The following is a 16,717-nucleotide window of genomic DNA, read 5'->3' as shown; positions in this document are numbered from 1 at the left end:
CCCCCGCGAACACGGGGGAGTTTTCTTTTACTTAGCCGCCTCATTCAGCACGCTATCGAACTTATCTATCGGGCAAAAACCATCCGCATCTATCGGACATCCTTTCAGCTCCAGCGTTACGCGCTGCGCCGGGGATTTCAGCGTCAGAACGTCTGCATTACGCAACTGCTGCGAGCTCTGATACACATACTCGATTTTCATCAGATCACGATTTGCATTGCTGTCATGCCAGCGCTGGAAGACAATCTTCCCGCCAATCGGCGTACGCTCGTTCTGATCGTGAAGCTGGTACGGTTTAAAATCCAGCGCGGTGAGCAACGAAGCGATATTTGAATCATGCCCCACCAGCACGGTTATTTTCGGTGATTTCGCGCGTTCAGTAACCAGCGCATTATCAATATATTTCACCAGCGGTTTGGCGACGTTCTGCGCCACTTCCGGGGAGGTGAACAGGCTATCCTGATAGCCGTTTTTCAGCTTCGACAGAACCTTCCACTGCTGATCGGATTTAATCTCGCCCCAGGCAACCTTGTCCATCGGGAAGCCTTCGTAATATTGCAGCGTGAAGGCATCAACCAGCGAATTTCCCACCTTCAGCGGCCCCGAAACGCCTGGCTCCTGCTGGTACTTCGCGCTAAACGTATCTTTGGCATCGGTCAGGGAACACTGCTGTTTTTCTTTGCAGGACGGAGAGTCTTTATAGTCGGTCATTTGCTCAAGCAACTGATAGCTATCGTTGAGCTGCATTTTGCTGCGCTCTTTCTCCATGGCCTGAACGGCCTGCTGGCTGAAGGCGGCGGAATCATCGGTGATCACCGGGTTAAAGGTGGGATCCATGGTGCCCATTTTTTCCTGATGATGGACCGGAACATCGCAACCAGGGAAAGCACCGGTGACAAAGAACTGCGCCGTGGCGACCGTACGCTGCAGGCTGTTAGCATAGGTATAGACCGTGTTCGGTGCCGGGCATTCGCCCGATTTCACCATCCCCTGCTCTGCCAGCCACTCTCGCATGTAGTGGCCCATATAGATTTCCAGCACACCGCCTTTAGTAGTGAGTTGTCCGCCGGGGACATCCCATTCTGGCCATTGTTTGGGGGTGGACTGCTCAAGAACGCTGCCATTATTGGCTAAAGGTGCGCGTAAGTTATGCCGACTCATCATCAATACTTGCTGAAGCTGATAGCCTTCCGGCGCGGTCTGCGCCTGCGCGGCGGTTGACAATAAGACAGCCCCTGCCACGGCTGTGGCGATTAACGATTTATTCATCCCTACGACCTCTTGTTGTTATCAATCACAACAGAGTGTGACAGAAATATGACATATTTCCGGGAACGCTTTCGCAAAACAGACCATCTAGCGTGTCGTTTTAACACCAAACTCGGTTTCGAGTTTACGAATGCCAAGAGGTGTGAAGATGACATGGCGGCTGCCCTGTTCGGTTTTTATCCATCGCTGTTCACTGAACCAGCGCAGCAGCGTTGCGCCAAGCACACCACCAGGATGATAACGTCGTTCGCTCCAGTCCAGACAACCGCAGGTTAACTTCCGCCGGGATGAGCCCGCCGCCAGGACAATCCCCATCTGTGCCAGCTTTTCCAGGCCAAGTGGAGTCAGCGTTTCACCATCCGGCGTTAACCACTGACGGGAAACCAGCGTATCGAACAACCTCACCGCAACCTCTCCGGCGAGATGGTCGTAGCAGGTGCGGGCATGCCGCAAATCTGGCGGTGTAGTGATTCTGCGGGGCGTTGATGTCGCCCACGCAACGCCCATCAGGCGTTCCAGCAGTTCAGCGATATCGGAACCTGCAAGGCGAAAATAACGATGTCTGCCCTGCGCCAACGCGACAACAAAACGTTGTTCGCACAGACGCGCCAGATGCGCGCTGGCGGTCGACGCGGATATATCCGCCACCGCGCTGAGCTCAGTTGCAGTCCAGGCGCAGCCATCCATTAGGGCGCACAACATACGCGAGCGCGATTTATCGGCCATCACTGCCGCAGTGAGTGCCATTTTTGACTCCAGATCGCCCTCTTCTTCATGTAACATCACGGATGCCATAACGACCTCATTGGCCCTGAATCTCTGAATTAACGATGCCATGAAAGTCGCGCAAAGTCACCGCACCGGTCACACAGCACGCAGCATCATCTCTGTACCCAACCCGACCAGACAAAACAGAAAACAGCGTTTAAACACGAGCGGAGAAATAACCCTTCGCACACGGGTACCTATCCATTGGCCAATCAGCGCAGGAACAATGGCCAAAGCCGACAAACTTAACGATTGTATGGGCAGCGCGTTGTGCCACCACAGACCCAGCGCCAATGCCAGAGTCGAAAAGGTAAAAGAGATCCCGAGCGCCTGCACCAGTTCATCTTTCTCAAAGCCGAGGGACTGGATCCAGGGCACGGCGGGCATCACAAACACCCCGGTTCCGCCGGTCAATAAGCCGGTCACAAATCCAATAACGAGGGAGTACGGTTTTTCACGCTGCGGGGCCACCGCGATTTTCTTTCCCGCCAGCGTCCAGATAGCGTAGGCCACCAGCGCTACGCCGAGTGCAAACTGAGTTCGGGTGGTGTCACCACCGGTAATCCAGGCGCTGGCAAGCAGTGTCGCCACCACTACTGTCAGCAGCATTGGCCACAGTCGTTTGAGTAATTGGCGTGTATTTCCACCACCGCCAAACTGGAACAAATTGCTTATCAGCGAAGGCAATAACAGCATGGCCGCCGCGGCAACTGGCGAAATAAGCGATCCGAGGATCCCCATTGCCACGGTGGGTAATCCCATACCCGTAACGCCTTTCACCATCCCGGCGAGGACAAATGTGGCGGCAATCATCACCACCAGAGCGGGTCCAAACGCTAAAGAACTCGTCATGTTGCACTTTCCTGGAAAAGAGAAGATGACTGATTCTGGACGTTAATCACCGTGTTTGCTTCGTCAGGCAACGAAATATGCCTTCCTGGGGAGGGCGACGCCATAAAAAATGCCGGGTTTCCCCGGCACATTTATCAGAACGTTTTCGCCCACCACAACCGAAGTTTCATGCCCCAGTAGCTGGTCCAGCCGCTGGTGGTTGATACTACCCGACCTTGTGACATCACCACCAGCGTTGGCGTGACGCTGATTGCCCAACTGCGGGAAATGGCCCCGTTCGCATCATTGATGACCGGAAAGTCCACGCCTTTACGCGACAGCCAGCGAGATACCTCAGCTTCATTTCCGGAACGTAACGCAATGGTCATCACATTTTCCCCTTCCGAACGCAGCCTGGCGACTTCCGGCGTCGTGAAGCGGCATACGCCGCACCAGCTCGCCCAGAAATAAAGCAACACCGGCTCGTCTTTGCTGAGCGCCGCCAGCGTGACGGTTTCACCATCCAGTGTTTGTAAAGGCGTGCTGTCAAAGGAGGCAGGGAGATGCGGCGCGCGCCAGGCATCCATCAAGAGCATTGCCCCCGCCAACAGTGCCAGTAAGATCAGCCCTTCGCGCAACCAGCGGCGCAGTTTACTGAGCATTGGCCGCCGCCAGTTTTTCTTTTACTACTTCCTCAAGGGTTTCCCACGGCACCGCGCCGGGAATAAGTTCATCACCAATAATCGTTGCCGGGGTTCCCTGCACCCCCACCAGTCGCGCCAGTTGCAGGTTAGTGCTCAGCGTTTCAGCACTTTGGGCGTCCAGCGTCACCGGACTGGCCCCCGCTTTTTCCTGCGCCTGTTTGATACTGACGTCGGTATGGTAGCCCTTCTTCTGCATCAATTTTTCATGTAATGCCAGGGACTGTTGCGGATGCTCATGCCATGTCGTCAGCACGGTCCGCGCCGCCAGTTCCGAACTTTCACCTTTAAACGGCAGCGGTTTAATCACTACCGCCACGTCAGGGTATTTCTGCACAATTTTTTCCAGCATTGGATCCAACTGCTTGCAGTATGGGCAGTTGTAATCGGTGAAGTTTATCAGGGTCAGTTTCGCCTGCTTCGCGCCAATCCGCGGGCTGTTGGGATCGTTAAACAAGGCTTCCTGAATTAATGCTTCAATTTGCTTTTCCTGTTCCGGGGTAAACGGCGCAGGCTCTTTCGCGATACTGACGGCAGAAAACAGGGTTAACAACAGAACAATCATCATTTTCATGGGGTTACTCCTTTGGCATCATTCAACGTTTGCAGTACCGCATCGCGGGTTAACAACGTGGGTAACGCCAGGCCATCCGGCAGACCGGGGCCATAAATTTGGTTATACGGCACAGCAACCTGGCCGCGTTTTTTTAGAAATTCGGTAATAGCTTCAGAAGGGAGTGTCCAGTCGCCGCGCAGCGCCACCACATCCGGCTGTTGCAATGCGGCCTGTACGTCTTCTTTATGCAACACGTTGTATTTGTTTACCTTACAGGTGATGCACCAGTCGGCTGTGACGTCAATGAACACGCGCTTATGTTGCGCCAGCGCATCCTCAATCGCCTGCTCGCTTAGCGGTTGCCAGTTCACGCTTTCTTTAGCGCTACTTTGTCCGCTAAACCCTAAGTGTGGGAGCAGCAACGTCGCAAGCCAGATAGCCGAACCCAGCATCATCACGCCAAGCAGACGCCGCAAAATATTCATCCACCTCCCTGGCCGCGGCAAACGCAGCGCCAGACCGGGACGCAGGGCCACCAGCAGCCACGGTAAGCTCATCCCCAGCCCAAGTGCGATAAACAATCCCCACAACGTCGGCAGCGAAGCGGTCAATGCTACCGCCACCGCCGTTCCCAGAAACGGGGCACTGCACGGCGTGGCAAGCAGTGTCGCAAATGCACCTTGCCAGAAATGTCCCGACAGTCCGTTGCCGCCGTGAGTCGCCAGCGTGGTGGTCATAGCAGAAGGGAGTCGGAATTCAAACCACCCGAACAGGCTGGCGCTGAACGTCAGCATCACTAGCACCATGACGCCAATGAACCACGGATTCTGAAACTGGATCCCCCAGCCAAGGGCCTGATTGGTTAAACGCAGCACCGTCATCAATAGCGCCAGTGCCATAAACGAGACCAGTATTCCGGCTACCGATGCGAGGAACTGACGACGGATCTGGCGACGACTTTTTTCCTCGACCAGCAAAATAGAGCCCAGCTTCATGCCCAGAACCGGTAACACACAAGGCATCAGATTGAGGATCAAACCACCCAGCAGTGCCATGAGCACCACTTGCCACAGTGGGAGTGAGGCGTTCTCAACAACCGGGGCTTCGCCAATCGCAAGACGACTCTCCTGGGCAACACCGTTATCTGCCAGCACCAGCGTGACTGACTTACCACGCAGATCCGGCGCGCCTTCTCCCCAACCGTCATGAACGGGTACCGTGGCGCGTAACGTCTCCCCCTCAACATGAATTTGCGGCATGCCAAAATCCGCATCATCAACAGCATCCAGATACAGCCCTGGTTCAGTCCAGCCTCCCGCACGGCGTGCCTCGACGACTAACTCTCCCGCCCGTGCGCCTGCGCTCAGAGCATCGGTCAGGCCGCTGGCAAGTGGGATCTGTCCCATCGCCTGAGCATAGTCATGTGCAAAAGTCGGGTCCTGGGCTGTGGGCATCACGGAAAAAGGAAAATCCGTCAACAGGCAAACGTTGCTACAGGTGGATAGCGTCAAAACGCCGCTGAGCGTGGCGGGCGCTCTACCGCGCACCACCATCGGGAACGTCACCTTATCGTGATACCCCTGAGTAGTGATATTGGCGACCTCAAAACGAGCAGGGGTTGGCCAGAACCAGTCGACCGCGGGCATTTCCCCTTTCCAGGCGATAGCAGGTGCAACGCCTCCCTCGCCCGGAGAACGCCAGTAGGTTTTCCAGCCGTCCTCCAGTTTGACATCCAGCAACAGACGGGTTTCTCCGCCTGCGGACGTATCAGCGCGTAACCGCACGCTGGCGTGATCGTTACCGGGTGAACGCAGCCAGCCGGGTTCAGCCGCCCAGGATACGGGCAGCCATAGCAATAACAGACAGAGCAGCGCCTGTCTGAAAACAGTCATCATAGTTTTTCTCCGTGAATAATTATCTAACAGTCAGCAACGGCTGTTCTGTCATTCACGGAAGACGCAAAATCGGAGATGCACCCGGAGAGTGGGCGGCGAGATGGCTCGCGGTGGGAAAAAAGGTAGACGAAACGCCCGCACTGGCGTCAGCAACGACAGCAGCAGGCACAGCACCAGAATAGCACCTTCAAACAATACGGGTGGCGCAGCCAGTAATGATTTCGCACTCAGTTCACAAGGGGTAACGGGTGAGGCCTCATCGGTCTGCACTTGTGCGCTGGCGACAACGCTTGTAACGGCGGTATCCATCTGCAACGCGTGCAGGCCCGCCATGCGTTGTGCGGTGCAAACCATCACCACAACACATGCCAGACAGAGGAACCACCATCCCATCCGTTGACGTTTCGCCATTATACCCTCACTCATTGATGCGAGTTATCTTAACCACTCGCCAGGTTTTGGCAACCTTTACGCTGTAAAGTTATGTCCTGCCATCTGCTGGATATACCGCGATTTCAATCAGATTGAGATCGGGATCCCTGACATACACCGAGCGAATAGGTCCTGTCGCACCGGTACGTGCAACGGGCCCTTCAATAATCTCGACCCCGTGGGTTTGAAACGTCTCCATCACCTCTTCCAGCGTACGCGTGGTGATTAAACATAAATCCAGCGCCCCCGGCGTTGGCGCGTAGGCTTTGGGTTCAAACTCTTTTCCCCGAATGTGGAGATTGATTTTCTGATTGCCAAAGACGAAGGCTTTCCGACCTTGCGCGAAGGTTTCCAGCCTCATGCCTAAAAGCTCGACATAGAAACGTACGCAAGCCTCTTCATGATTGGTGGTTAGTACCAGGTGATCCAGGTGGTCGATCATAGCGATATCCATTTGGGTTGCTCATCTCTGACACTTACCCTATTCATTCACGCGCGACAAGAAAAAGAAAATCTACGGAGTTATTTGCAGAACTTAACGCAACAACCTGCAATTCACGCTTTAAAAACGAAATGATAATTAATCATATTCCCGCCTTTATTTATTACACTATAACATTGCTAAAAACACCCCTGAAAATATCACCCAAGTTATCATTCACTATTTACGAAGAATGCCGAAAGATATTTCCATGACAGCACACAGATAATGCCCACCACGTACTGATGCGTAAATGAAAGTAAGGGTCAGCGCATTTCCAGAGAATTTCCTTATTATATTCAGACGCAATGAATAACGTATTCATTAGCAGATAATTTGTTTATTAAATGTTATTTAGAGTATATGGAAATGAAAAAATATTTATTACCCCTGATTGGGTTACTTTTTACAGTTAGCGCTCAGGCAGCATCATTTACCGACGGCAAAGAGTATATCTCACTGGAAAAGCCTGTCGCTTCCGCTCCAGCCGCACTGAAGTTTTTCTCATTCTATTGCCCTTCCTGTTATCAGTACGATGAAGTTTTTGAAATCACTGATAACGTGAAAAAAGTATTGCCGGCAGATGTCAAACTCACCGAGTACCACGTCGACTTTTTAGGTCCGCTGGGGCAAGACATGACCCACGCCTGGTCCGTCGCCATGCTGTTGAACGTACAAGATAAAGTTAAGCCGTTGCTTTTTGATGCCGTTCAGAAAAAACAAACCGTTAAAACAGCGGACGATATTCGTAACGTATTTATCAGCGCGGGCGTCAGCGCCAGTGATTATGATGCGGCATGGAATAGCTTTGCCGTGAAATCACTGACCGCTAAGCAGCAAGAAATGGCGAAGGCAGCTGATCTAACCGGTGTGCCCGCCATTTTTATCAACGGAAAATATATGATCAATCCAAAAGGACTGAAGTCAGATGACCTTAATGCATTCGTGCAAAACTATGCTGATACGGTCCGCTTCCTGATAAGCAAATCCTGATTTTTAGCTAATCTCATTTTTCGCACCACACAACAGATGCCGTAACCTCAACTGCGCTGTTGGTGGTGCAATGCCTGCATCGTTTATCGCAATATCCTCCCTTCCCGGTTGGCATTCGCCGTTATCAGGATTACCCTAAACTTAGCGGTGATACCTGTTGTCAGGGTTCACCTTCTGCAAGTGTTGATTTACACGAGAGAACGCTATGGAATTAAAGGATTATTACGCCATTATGGGCGTGAAACCGACAGACGATCTCAAGACAATCAAGACCGCCTATCGTCGACTCGCCCGTAAATATCATCCTGATGTCAGCAAAGAGACTGACGCGGAGGCCCGGTTTAAAGAGGTTGCAGAAGCCTGGGAAGTATTGAGTGATGAGCAGCGACGCGCCGAGTACGACCAGCTGTGGCAGCACCGTAACGACCCACAGTTCAGCCGTCAATTCCAGCAAGGAGAGAATCAAAGCTACAGCGCCGAAGATTTCGACGATATCTTCTCCTCCATTTTTGGCCAGCGTGCGCACCAGTCGCGCCAGCGCCCTGCCAGCCGCGGGCACGACATTGAAATTGAAGTTGCCGTATTCCTCGAAGAAACGCTTACTGAGCATAGCCGCACTATCAGTTACAACCTGCCAGTCTATAATGCGTTTGGCATGGTAGAACGAGAAATTCCTAAAACGCTGAATGTGAAAATTCCGGCTGGCGTCGGTAACGGTCAGCGTATCCGTCTGAAAGGCCAGGGCACCCCCGGCGAAAACGGTGGGCCGAACGGTGATTTGTGGCTGGTGATTCATATTGCGCCGCATCCGCTGTTCGATATTGTTAATCAGGATCTGGAAGTTGTCGTTCCCCTCGCGCCGTGGGAAGCTGCGCTGGGTGCGAAAGTAACCGTTCCGACGTTGAAAGAGAGCATCCTGCTGACCATTCCTGCAGGCAGCCAGGCCGGCCAGCGACTCCGCATTAAGGGCAAGGGTCTGGTAAGTAAAAAACATACCGGCGATTTGTATGCGGTGATCAAGATCGTCATGCCACCGAAACCTGACGACGCCAGTGCCGCCCTGTGGCAACAGCTGGCGGATGCACAAAAGACCTTTGATCCGCGCAAAGAGTGGGGGAAAGCATAATGGCTAACGTTACCGTCACTTTTACCATTACCGAATTTTGTCTGTACACCGGTGTGTCAGAAGAGGAACTGCATGAGATTGTCGGCTTAGGGGTGATAGAACCCCATGAAGACGAGACGTTTGACGATCATGCGCTGACAGTAATGCGTCGCGCGGTGCGTCTGCGCCAGGAGCTGGAACTTGACTGGCCAGGGATTGCCGTTGCGCTGACGTTGCTGGAGGAGAACGCTCAGTTACGCCAGGAAAACCGCCTGCTGCGCCAGCGCCTGTCTCGCTTTATCAGCCATCCTTAGTATGTCAGGACCAGCATGGTGCTGGTCCTTTTATTATCCGCCCCGCGCTCTTAATGACATTGCCCAGCAGATGGCATACAGTCTGATATAAGAATTATCTTAAACAATAAGACGTTGAGTCATGCAGCTTAAACCCCTCACGAAAGGTCGTTTTCACAACATCTGGCAGCAGGATGATGCCTTGATTGAGAAGATATTTCAGGAACTGCTCTCTGAAACGCAGATTATCCAGGAAGATGAGTATCTATACCGCCAGGGACAGGTTGTCGATCGACTGATCATGGTGCAATCCGGAAGAATTTCGCTGCGTTACAGCGCGGAGAATGGTCGCCGATTCCAGTTGGGCGCCATGGAATGCGACGAGCAGCTGTTTGGTGAAATGGAGTTTTTTACCGGGTATCGCTGCCAGCTTGATATCGTCGCGGAAGAACCACTGACCGTAGCGGTGTGCAGCTGTGACCGTCTGGAAGAAGCGCTGAATCAGCACCCCAGACTGGCGATATTTTTTGCCAGTGCAATGGCGATTGATTATCAGGATATGCTGGAAATCTTCCTGCACCGGATGCTCTACCCTATCGTACATAACGTGGCGTATGACCTGTATCGCCAGCATCAGAACAAGCAGCCGATGGATGGTTTCCATAAAAAATACCAGGAAGCTGAGCGATTCGGCACAACCGACCGGGTCTATCGGCGGGCGGTTAAAGCGCTGACGGATGCCGGGCTGGTAACGCGAACGAAGCAAGGACTGGAAATTAAGGATCTGGATGGGCTGCGTAAATTTCTCGGCAATGACATCATTGATTGACACACCAACGCTCGTTAACAGAGCATCGGTGTGTCATTTTGGCGCAATCAGAACTTATAGGTGAGGCTGAAATAGTGACCGAGCCCGGTGGTACGCCCTGCTCCGCCGTGGTTTTCCATCAATGCCATGTTACGGAAATACTTCAGGCCATAACCGACTGCATAATGCTCTGAATGCCAGTAGATACCGTTATACCATTCAATCGCGTTATTGCTGTATAACGGTTGATTAGCAATCTTATTCGCGGCGAACTGGTAGTCAAAGTACCCCTGATAGTTCAGATAACTGCCGTTGGCAAAGGTATAGAATGGCGTCGACCAGTTAGTCGAGAACATATAGCCATCCCACTTTCCTTCGTTATCCGCACCGTAGTTTTCACGAACATAATGCGCATAGATGTTCATTCCCACCAGACCAAACCACGGGACCTTCACATCTGTACCCAGGCCAACGTAATGTTCAAATAATTCCCGGTCGCCAATGTTATTTACCGTTGCAATATAGAATTCGTTAAACGGCCCAACGGATAAATCTTTATTAAAAATGGCGTCCAGGGAAAAACGCGGAGATATCTTGGCAAAGAAGTTATCACCGCCGTGACGATCGTCCTGCTCGCGATCCAAAATATCAAAAAAATCCACATAACCGTACAGATCGATAATGCCAGAGCGTGCACCAAACTCCAGTTCCAGATAGGTGTCATTGCGAATACCATATGGCACTTTCGCGTCCACACTTTGCATTAAGTTCATCTGCATCCAGTTAAAATCATTTTTACGGATGTTGCCATCAGTATAGTCAGCCGCGAATGCTTGCATACAGCTCATTGCCACTACTGCACCCAGGATTGTTTTTTTAATCATTAACTTATTGTTCTTCAGCATTTTTCAATTCCTTTGAGTAAGGTTGAGTATCGCCCCACCATATAAATGGTGTGGCGACTGGCTATTTAATTAAAGAGGTAAGTGTTATCAGTGCTTTTAATTACGTTTGAGTTTTAATGTCACCATCAACATGACAAAGATAATTAAATACAACACCGGTATCGCGTACATAATTTTCTGCAATCCCATTGTTTTTTCCATGAGCGCGCTGATCGCCGGACTAAACATGGCCCCGGCACTGCCGCTAATTAAAATATAAGAAACGTTCTGACTGCTCGCACGCTTCACGAAAGAAACACCGTAGGCAATAAATGAGTTATACAGCGCAGCACAGACAAACCCGTAACTGTATGCCAGATAATCAAGCCCGGAGATATTATCCTTCGTGACGATAATTGTGGTAATAATGCTAGCCAGCAGAATAATACTTAGCAGGAAATAATGTATCTTCACCCGAGAAACAATGACGGTTGATACTAATGCCCCGACCAGCGCAGCGCCCCAGTATTGCGTAATAATATTTCCTGCTTCTTCAAAGGGAATGCCAAATTTGTTCTTCACAAATAATGGTGCCCAGGTCAGGAAGGTGTACAGCGCCAGCATTCCTAAGAACAGGCCAATGCCTCCGCTGATGATCCCTGGATTCCACTCCGATTTTACCTTATCTGTCCGATCTGCCGTGGGCGCCGTCTCGCAGGCAGTAAAGCGGGTGAGCGCCACAACGCCCAGCGTGAGTAAGGCCACCATACCCACGCTTAGATAGCTGTAACTCCACGACATATTGTGCGTCAGGGCGAAGGTCGTGATCAGCGGAAAAACCACGCCCGCAACGTTGAAAGTGGCGTCCTGCACCACCAGCATCGTACTTTGAATACGATCCTGCCAGACCGATACCACAATCGTTCCCGCCACGCACAGACCGATCCCTCCGCAAAAACCCACCAGGGTCATGGCGACCATCACTGGCCATAAGCCAGGGCTTAAATGCATTACCAGAGCGCAAAGGAACACTATCGAATAGATAATGAGCGTCATACGCTTCACACCGATTTTCTCAATCAGGAAAAAGGCGGCGATAGTGCCGGCTAATGCTCCACCATTGAGCAACGAAAATATCGAAGCAACGGTATTCACATCGGCACCGTAGCGTACTGCAATCGGTTCGATTAGCATACCGAACTGACTGGCAAACCCTGCCATAATAAAATTTGCCAGAAAACTAATCAGCGTAAGTGCTATTTTATTCTTCATATAATGCCATCTCTGATTGGTTCAATTAAAAGCCGGAACTAAGCGGTAACAGCAGTATTTAGCGCCAGCTCAATCATGTTGTTAAAGGTCAATTGTCGTTCTTCTGCGGTTGTTTCTTCTCCGGTCAGGCAATGATCGGAGACAGTTAAAATAGCCAGCGCTTCAATATTAAACTGATGCGCTAAAGCGTATAAGCCTGCTACTTCCATATCCACACCGAGCACACCGAATTTTTCCAGTGCCGGTATTAAATTTTCGTCAGGATCGTAATAAAGATCGCCGCTGAAAACATTGCCGACTTTAATATCGATACCGGCCTTCTGTGCCAGCGTCCACGCCTGCTGCAATAATGGGAAATAGGCGGATGTTGCCATCGCATAGCCTGCGCTACGTTTTAAATTTGTGACTGAATCCGTTCCGGCGGCGACGGCCAGGATAATATCGCGCATTTTGACATGATGTTGTGTTGCCCCTAAACTGCCGACGCGTATAATTCTTTGCACACCAAAATCATGTACCAATTCATGGGCATAAAGCGTCATTGAAGGAATGCCCATTCCATGTCCCATCACCGAAACAGTTTGCCCAAAATATAAACCGGTATAACCCAGCATATTACGTACATTGGTGACTTCGCGGTAATCCATTAGATAATTTTCGGCAATAAATTTAGCGCGGAGCGGATCGCCCGGCATAATAACGGTTGGCGCAAAATCACCTGGCTTGGCATTAATATGTGCAGTCATAACAATTCCTGAATTATGGGTATTGAAGATATGCAGGGATTGTAACCAGACGTTTGTGAGGTGATTGAGGACAAAAGTCCTGCTCAGAGGATCGGCCTCTCATTTTTGAGAGTTAGTGTTGTAGTGCCCCCCGCAATACAGGCTGGGGACACGTCAGAGATTGTCAGGGCTTGTCGACCTTTCCGAACAGTAACGCGGTGTAATGGGTGTTTATTTTACCGCTGCGCTTACCGTCGGTGCCGAAATAGCGGTCATCCCGACACAAACGTTCGTTGGTGTCACAAAACAGGCCACCGCGGAATGTAAAAGCCGAGGTATCGAACTGTCCGGCAGCTGCCAGTTTTTCGCCCTGCTGCTTGCCAAGATATTTCGAGGTCAACGCCACCGACAAACCGTGTTCATCGGCACAGATGGTTTTATCGCACAATACGCCCGGCGCTGGACTGTTTAGCCCAGTCGTTGCTGCGTACGCCGACAATGACAGAATGCTTAGCGCCAGCAAGGTGCCAACTTTTATCATCATAATCTCCTTATATCAGCTGACTTGCGCCAAAAGTATAAAGCAAAAAGCGGGGGCTTTCGGCGACCTATTTTTACAGATAACGTGGCTGTGGCATTAACAACCCCTTAATCATCCCCAAATGACTCTGCTTACTGCGCTGACTGGCGTCAACATGTCGATCTGGTTTTACATCAATGTTAAACTCCCTTTCTTCCTGTTCAGCATTTTTAATCATGATAAAACTACTTTCTCGCTACATTTCTGTCGGAATCGTAAACACGGCATTGCATTGGGCCGTGTTCGGCATCATGGTGTACATCATGAAAAATGACCAAGCTGTGAGCAATGTAGTGGCATTCTTATGCGCTGTAACATTTTCATTTTTTGCTAACGCAAAATTCACCTTCAATGCAAAAGCCACCAGCAGAGGATACATACTGTTTGTTGGTTTTATGGGGTTGTTGAGTTTCATCTCCGGTCAGATTTCCGATCGCTTTAACATTTCCCCACTCATAACGCTGATTGAGTTCTCCTCAATCAGCTTAGTATGTGGGTTTGTATACTCTAAATTTGTTGTTTTTAGGGATCCGAAATGAAAATTTCTCTGATAGTGCCAGTCTTCAATGAAGAAGATACAATACCTATTTTCTACAAGACGGTGCGAGGATACGAAGAACTAAAAAAGTACGATGTTGAAATTGTGTTTATCAACGACGGTAGCAAAGATGCTACAGAATCAATTATTAATGCCCTTGCCTTATCTGATTCGCTCGTTGTTCCCGTTTCATTCACACGTAATTTTGGAAAAGAAGCCGCCATATTTGCAGGACTGGAATGTTCCACTGGCGAAGCCGTTATCCCAATCGATGTCGACCTACAGGATCCAATTGAAACAATTCCATTGATGATAAATAAATGGTTATCGGGTGCAGATATTGTACTGGCAAAGCGTGCGGACCGTTCTACAGATGGAAAACTTAAGCGAAAAACCGCTGAATGGTTCTATAAATTGCACAATAAAATAAGCGACCCGAAGATCGAAGAGAACGTTGGTGACTTCAGACTCATGTCCCGCGATGTCGTAGAAAATATCAAACTCATGCCGGAACGTAATCTCTTTATGAAGGGTGTTCTTAGCTGGGTTGGAGGTCGTACTGACGTAGTGGAGTACACTCGAGCAGGCCGTATAGCTGGTAAATCAAAGTTTAATGGCTGGAAATTGTGGAATCTCGCACTCGAAGGTATTACCAGCTTTTCAACGTTCCCACTCCGAATTTGGACTTACATTGGTTTTTTTGTCGCCACTTTATCCTTCTTATTCGGCGCATGGATGATTATAGACAAAATATTTTGGGGCAATCCGGTAGCGGGATATCCATCTATTATTGTTTCAATTCTTTTCCTGGGCGGTATTCAGTTAATTGGAATCGGTGTACTCGGGGAGTACATAGGTAGAATATATATTGAAACCAAACAAAGACCGCGCTACATAGTTAAAAAACAAGATGGGATTTAACATGTTTTCTAAATTCGATAAAAAATTATTTTTTATTTATTCAGGACTGGCTCTCCTATTTATTTACCCTTTAATTCAAGCTGGAATATATTATAGAGATGATTTAGACAGATCGATCACTGGAAACTACGGCTGGCGAGGTTTAGGTCGACCTTTTGCGGATGTTATAGCAAGAATTTTTTCTGCAAGTGGCCACTACAATCTTGATTTATTTCCTTATACCATGATCGCGTCCTGCATTCTCTTAGGAGCATCTTCACTTGCACTTAGTAAACATTTGATTAAATCAGATGTACCTAACGCTAAAATGGTTGCCGCACTTTTAATATTCAACCCATTTATCCTGCAAAATATCGCTTATAGATATGATAGTCTGGGAATGTCTATTTCCTTTTTCGTGGCTGTAGTGGCATATACATATCAAAATAAAAACTTGACACTAGAGATAGCAATAAAGTTGATAGCGGGTGTATTATCCTTAACATTGTATCAACCGTGTGCAAATATTTTCATCGGTTTGCTGGCTGTTGACGTAATAATTATCGCAATAAAAAAACAGGCACATATCAAAGAATCGGTAATATTTTTATTTAAAAAAACAATTTTATTTATCTCATTTTATCTTATCTACATGATTTTCTTCTCTCCAAAACACAACTCGCGCTCAGAGTTAATATCTTTGGATAAGGGAGGATTTGAGCACCTAATCGGAACATTAACCTCTTTAAAAGCAATAACCCTTTCATATTTTTACCACCCTGTTTACATTTACTTTGCTATTCCGATACTAATTAGCCTGGTGTTTATGCTCATTTCTTATCGCACAAATATAGGGAGTATAGTATCCTTTATTTTGTATAGTGGATTGTCTTTTTTAATATTCATTATATCTCTTATGGGGCCAACTATATTACTTCAGGATGCACCGGTACTCCCTCGTACCTTAGTATCATTTTCAGTTATATTGGTTATAATTGCTATACCCATTATGCATTTTGCTCCACGCTTTAAATATGCAGCATTGATACCGGTTATTGCTTCACTTGCTTTTAGTGCTCAACTAAGCAACACAATGAAATCACAACAAGAATACGAAGATTTTGTTTTTAACATGATTGCGCAAGATATCGCCAATCATAAAAACATCGTATCTATTGGTACTGTAGGTCAATTAAATATAAATGAAAGAGCAAAGTTAATAGTAGAGAGCAAACCGCTCATAGGTTACTTCGTTTTCCCAGCCACTGAATTCTTAGCGTCCTTTCAATTGATCAATAAAGGATTAACACAAACACGACATGGTTATACTGATGTGAATGAAAGCAAAAATCAATTTGCAGATATGATTAACAAAGGAATTAAACCTGTATCATCTAATGAATATTATTCATTATTCATCTCAGATAACACCGCTATAGTCTACTTAGGTAAATTTAACAATTAACGATTACAAGCCCTCACACCTAAATGTGGAGGGCTTCGTTTTTGAAGAAGAGTCTACACCAGTCATTTCAAGTGATATCAGGGATTACCATAGCTCACTCAGGCTGGGCTGGAGAATATGATGCCTGCTTACGTTATTCAGTTTACTTGCCAAATATAGAGCATGTAATGCGCAACAGTAACACTGACATTCACGACACCATGTTTTAAATCTTTCTCAAA

General features: G+C 48.8%; 19 protein-coding genes. 7 read left to right on the top strand and 12 right to left on the bottom strand.

Features of this window, described 5'->3' with window-relative positions:
- Nucleotides 1-27 precede the first annotated feature (27 nt).
- The 8 genes from agp to FDW94_RS06305 form a co-directional block, all read right to left on the bottom strand.
- Nucleotides 28-1,269 carry a bifunctional glucose-1-phosphatase/inositol phosphatase gene (gene agp / locus FDW94_RS06340; RefSeq protein ID WP_137377313.1) on the bottom strand — a complete coding sequence of 414 codons (1,242 nt, stop codon included), beginning with the start codon at nucleotides 1,267-1,269 and terminating at the stop codon, nucleotides 28-30.
- A gap of 87 nt (nucleotides 1,270-1,356) precedes the next feature.
- Nucleotides 1,357-2,064 carry a winged helix-turn-helix domain-containing protein gene (locus FDW94_RS06335; protein ID WP_125363224.1) on the bottom strand — a complete coding sequence of 236 codons (708 nt, stop codon included), beginning with the start codon at nucleotides 2,062-2,064 and terminating at the stop codon, nucleotides 1,357-1,359.
- 69 nt (nucleotides 2,065-2,133) lie between these two features.
- On the bottom strand, nucleotides 2,134-2,889 hold the full coding sequence (locus tag FDW94_RS06330; protein ID WP_048214487.1) for a sulfite exporter TauE/SafE family protein: 756 nt from the start codon (nucleotides 2,887-2,889) through the stop codon (nucleotides 2,134-2,136).
- Nucleotides 2,890-3,023: 134 nt separating this feature from the next.
- Entirely contained in the window at nucleotides 3,024-3,530 is a 507-nt protein-coding gene (locus FDW94_RS06325) for a protein disulfide oxidoreductase (protein WP_032942930.1), read from the bottom strand.
- Nucleotides 3,520-4,143: a DsbA family protein gene (locus tag FDW94_RS06320; protein ID WP_008784317.1), complete on the bottom strand. Its 624-nt coding sequence runs from the start codon at nucleotides 4,141-4,143 to the stop codon at nucleotides 3,520-3,522. Before FDW94_RS06320 ends, FDW94_RS06325 begins: the two co-directional genes overlap by 11 nt.
- The gene (locus tag FDW94_RS06315; RefSeq protein WP_137377312.1) at nucleotides 4,140-6,020 is read right to left on the bottom strand and encodes a protein-disulfide reductase DsbD domain-containing protein; all 1,881 of its coding nucleotides are present in this window, start codon (nucleotides 6,018-6,020) and stop codon (nucleotides 4,140-4,142) included. The genes FDW94_RS06320 and FDW94_RS06315 overlap by 4 nt, the downstream gene beginning before the upstream one ends.
- Nucleotides 6,021-6,068: 48 nt before the next feature.
- Nucleotides 6,069-6,431, bottom strand: a complete 363-nt coding sequence (locus tag FDW94_RS06310) for a copper resistance protein (RefSeq protein ID WP_137377311.1) — start codon at nucleotides 6,429-6,431, stop codon at nucleotides 6,069-6,071.
- 70 nt (nucleotides 6,432-6,501) lie between these two features.
- Nucleotides 6,502-6,906, bottom strand: coding sequence for a VOC family protein (locus FDW94_RS06305; RefSeq protein WP_082196951.1), 405 nt, complete (start codon nucleotides 6,904-6,906; stop codon nucleotides 6,502-6,504).
- A gap of 396 nt (nucleotides 6,907-7,302) precedes the next feature.
- Between FDW94_RS06305 and dsbA the strand changes: the two genes are divergently transcribed.
- The 4 genes from dsbA (at nucleotide 7,303) to FDW94_RS06285 (ending at nucleotide 10,153) form a co-directional block, all read left to right on the top strand.
- The gene (gene dsbA / locus FDW94_RS06300; RefSeq protein WP_137377310.1) at nucleotides 7,303-7,926 is read left to right on the top strand and encodes a thiol:disulfide interchange protein DsbA; all 624 of its coding nucleotides are present in this window, start codon (nucleotides 7,303-7,305) and stop codon (nucleotides 7,924-7,926) included.
- A gap of 205 nt (nucleotides 7,927-8,131) precedes the next feature.
- Nucleotides 8,132-9,052, top strand: a complete 921-nt coding sequence (cbpA, locus tag FDW94_RS06295) for a curved DNA-binding protein (RefSeq protein ID WP_003832035.1) — start codon at nucleotides 8,132-8,134, stop codon at nucleotides 9,050-9,052.
- Nucleotides 9,052-9,345, top strand: a complete 294-nt coding sequence (gene cbpM, locus FDW94_RS06290; RefSeq protein ID WP_003832033.1) for a chaperone modulator CbpM — start codon at nucleotides 9,052-9,054, stop codon at nucleotides 9,343-9,345. Before cbpA ends, cbpM begins: the two co-directional genes overlap by 1 nt.
- 121 nt (nucleotides 9,346-9,466) lie before the next feature.
- On the top strand, nucleotides 9,467-10,153 hold the full coding sequence (locus tag FDW94_RS06285) for a Crp/Fnr family transcriptional regulator (RefSeq protein ID WP_003832031.1): 687 nt from the start codon (nucleotides 9,467-9,469) through the stop codon (nucleotides 10,151-10,153).
- Nucleotides 10,154-10,200: 47 nt separating this feature from the next.
- On the opposite strand, the gene FDW94_RS06280 is transcribed toward FDW94_RS06285, so the two are convergent.
- The 4 genes from FDW94_RS06280 to FDW94_RS06265 form a co-directional block, all read right to left on the bottom strand.
- On the bottom strand, nucleotides 10,201-11,037 hold the full coding sequence (locus FDW94_RS06280; protein ID WP_008784309.1) for an outer membrane protein OmpK: 837 nt from the start codon (nucleotides 11,035-11,037) through the stop codon (nucleotides 10,201-10,203).
- A 96-nt stretch (nucleotides 11,038-11,133) separates the two neighbouring features.
- A complete protein-coding gene (gene tsgA, locus FDW94_RS06275; RefSeq protein ID WP_032942923.1) occupies nucleotides 11,134-12,288 on the bottom strand; it encodes an MFS transporter TsgA in 1,155 nt (384 codons plus the stop codon).
- Nucleotides 12,289-12,326: 38 nt separating this feature from the next.
- Nucleotides 12,327-13,034: a purine-nucleoside phosphorylase gene (gene deoD / locus FDW94_RS06270; RefSeq protein ID WP_137377309.1), complete on the bottom strand. Its 708-nt coding sequence runs from the start codon at nucleotides 13,032-13,034 to the stop codon at nucleotides 12,327-12,329.
- 163 nt (nucleotides 13,035-13,197) lie between these two features.
- Nucleotides 13,198-13,557, bottom strand: a complete 360-nt coding sequence (locus FDW94_RS06265; protein WP_128611778.1) for a YcgJ family protein — start codon at nucleotides 13,555-13,557, stop codon at nucleotides 13,198-13,200.
- A gap of 212 nt (nucleotides 13,558-13,769) precedes the next feature.
- Here FDW94_RS06265 and FDW94_RS06260 point away from each other — a divergent pair, with 212 nt between their 5' ends.
- The 3 genes from FDW94_RS06260 to FDW94_RS06250 are packed head-to-tail and all read left to right on the top strand — an operon-like array spanning nucleotide 13,770 to nucleotide 16,496.
- Nucleotides 13,770-14,132 carry a GtrA family protein gene (locus FDW94_RS06260; RefSeq protein ID WP_048214495.1) on the top strand — a complete coding sequence of 121 codons (363 nt, stop codon included), beginning with the start codon at nucleotides 13,770-13,772 and terminating at the stop codon, nucleotides 14,130-14,132.
- Complete coding sequence (locus tag FDW94_RS06255; RefSeq protein WP_048214496.1) at nucleotides 14,129-15,052, top strand: glycosyltransferase family 2 protein; 924 nt, start codon at nucleotides 14,129-14,131, stop codon at nucleotides 15,050-15,052. Before FDW94_RS06260 ends, FDW94_RS06255 begins: the two co-directional genes overlap by 4 nt.
- A 1-nt stretch (nucleotide 15,053) precedes the next feature.
- Nucleotides 15,054-16,496 carry a glucosyltransferase domain-containing protein gene (locus FDW94_RS06250; RefSeq protein ID WP_137377308.1) on the top strand — a complete coding sequence of 481 codons (1,443 nt, stop codon included), beginning with the start codon at nucleotides 15,054-15,056 and terminating at the stop codon, nucleotides 16,494-16,496.
- Nucleotides 16,497-16,717: the final 221 nt, after the last annotated feature.

Origin of the sequence: Citrobacter sp. wls757 (assembly GCF_005280935.1) — a bacterium.
GTDB classification, from domain to species: Bacteria; Pseudomonadota; Gammaproteobacteria; order Enterobacterales; family Enterobacteriaceae; genus Citrobacter; species Citrobacter portucalensis.
The sequence above is the reverse complement of the archived record's forward strand: the minus strand, read 5'-3'. Positions and strand labels throughout refer to the sequence as shown.

Excerpts from the sequence above, each read along its gene's own strand:
- FDW94_RS06310 (WP_137377311.1), bottom strand. The coding sequence starts at position 6,431 with ATGGCGAAACGTCAACGGATGGGATGGTGGTTCCTCTGTCTGGCATGT.
- FDW94_RS06320 (WP_008784317.1), bottom strand. The coding sequence starts at position 4,143 with ATGAAAATGATGATTGTTCTGTTGTTAACCCTGTTTTCTGCCGTCAGT.
- FDW94_RS06255 (WP_048214496.1), top strand. The coding sequence starts at position 14,129 with ATGAAAATTTCTCTGATAGTGCCAGTCTTCAATGAAGAAGATACAATA.
- FDW94_RS06250 (WP_137377308.1), top strand. The coding sequence starts at position 15,054 with ATGTTTTCTAAATTCGATAAAAAATTATTTTTTATTTATTCAGGACTG.
- tsgA (WP_032942923.1), bottom strand. The coding sequence starts at position 12,288 with ATGAAGAATAAAATAGCACTTACGCTGATTAGTTTTCTGGCAAATTTT.
- FDW94_RS06260 (WP_048214495.1), top strand. The coding sequence starts at position 13,770 with ATGATAAAACTACTTTCTCGCTACATTTCTGTCGGAATCGTAAACACG.
- dsbA (WP_137377310.1), top strand. The coding sequence starts at position 7,303 with ATGAAAAAATATTTATTACCCCTGATTGGGTTACTTTTTACAGTTAGC.
- FDW94_RS06285 (WP_003832031.1), top strand. The coding sequence starts at position 9,467 with ATGCAGCTTAAACCCCTCACGAAAGGTCGTTTTCACAACATCTGGCAG.
- FDW94_RS06335 (WP_125363224.1), bottom strand. The coding sequence starts at position 2,064 with ATGGCATCCGTGATGTTACATGAAGAAGAGGGCGATCTGGAGTCAAAA.
- cbpA (WP_003832035.1), top strand. The coding sequence starts at position 8,132 with ATGGAATTAAAGGATTATTACGCCATTATGGGCGTGAAACCGACAGAC.
- deoD (WP_137377309.1), bottom strand. The coding sequence starts at position 13,034 with ATGACTGCACATATTAATGCCAAGCCAGGTGATTTTGCGCCAACCGTT.
- FDW94_RS06280 (WP_008784309.1), bottom strand. The coding sequence starts at position 11,037 with ATGCTGAAGAACAATAAGTTAATGATTAAAAAAACAATCCTGGGTGCA.
- FDW94_RS06325 (WP_032942930.1), bottom strand. The coding sequence starts at position 3,530 with ATGCTCAGTAAACTGCGCCGCTGGTTGCGCGAAGGGCTGATCTTACTG.
- FDW94_RS06315 (WP_137377312.1), bottom strand. The coding sequence starts at position 6,020 with ATGATGACTGTTTTCAGACAGGCGCTGCTCTGTCTGTTATTGCTATGG.
- cbpM (WP_003832033.1), top strand. The coding sequence starts at position 9,052 with ATGGCTAACGTTACCGTCACTTTTACCATTACCGAATTTTGTCTGTAC.
- FDW94_RS06305 (WP_082196951.1), bottom strand. The coding sequence starts at position 6,906 with ATGGATATCGCTATGATCGACCACCTGGATCACCTGGTACTAACCACC.
- FDW94_RS06330 (WP_048214487.1), bottom strand. The coding sequence starts at position 2,889 with ATGACGAGTTCTTTAGCGTTTGGACCCGCTCTGGTGGTGATGATTGCC.
- FDW94_RS06265 (WP_128611778.1), bottom strand. The coding sequence starts at position 13,557 with ATGATGATAAAAGTTGGCACCTTGCTGGCGCTAAGCATTCTGTCATTG.
- agp (WP_137377313.1), bottom strand. The coding sequence starts at position 1,269 with ATGAATAAATCGTTAATCGCCACAGCCGTGGCAGGGGCTGTCTTATTG.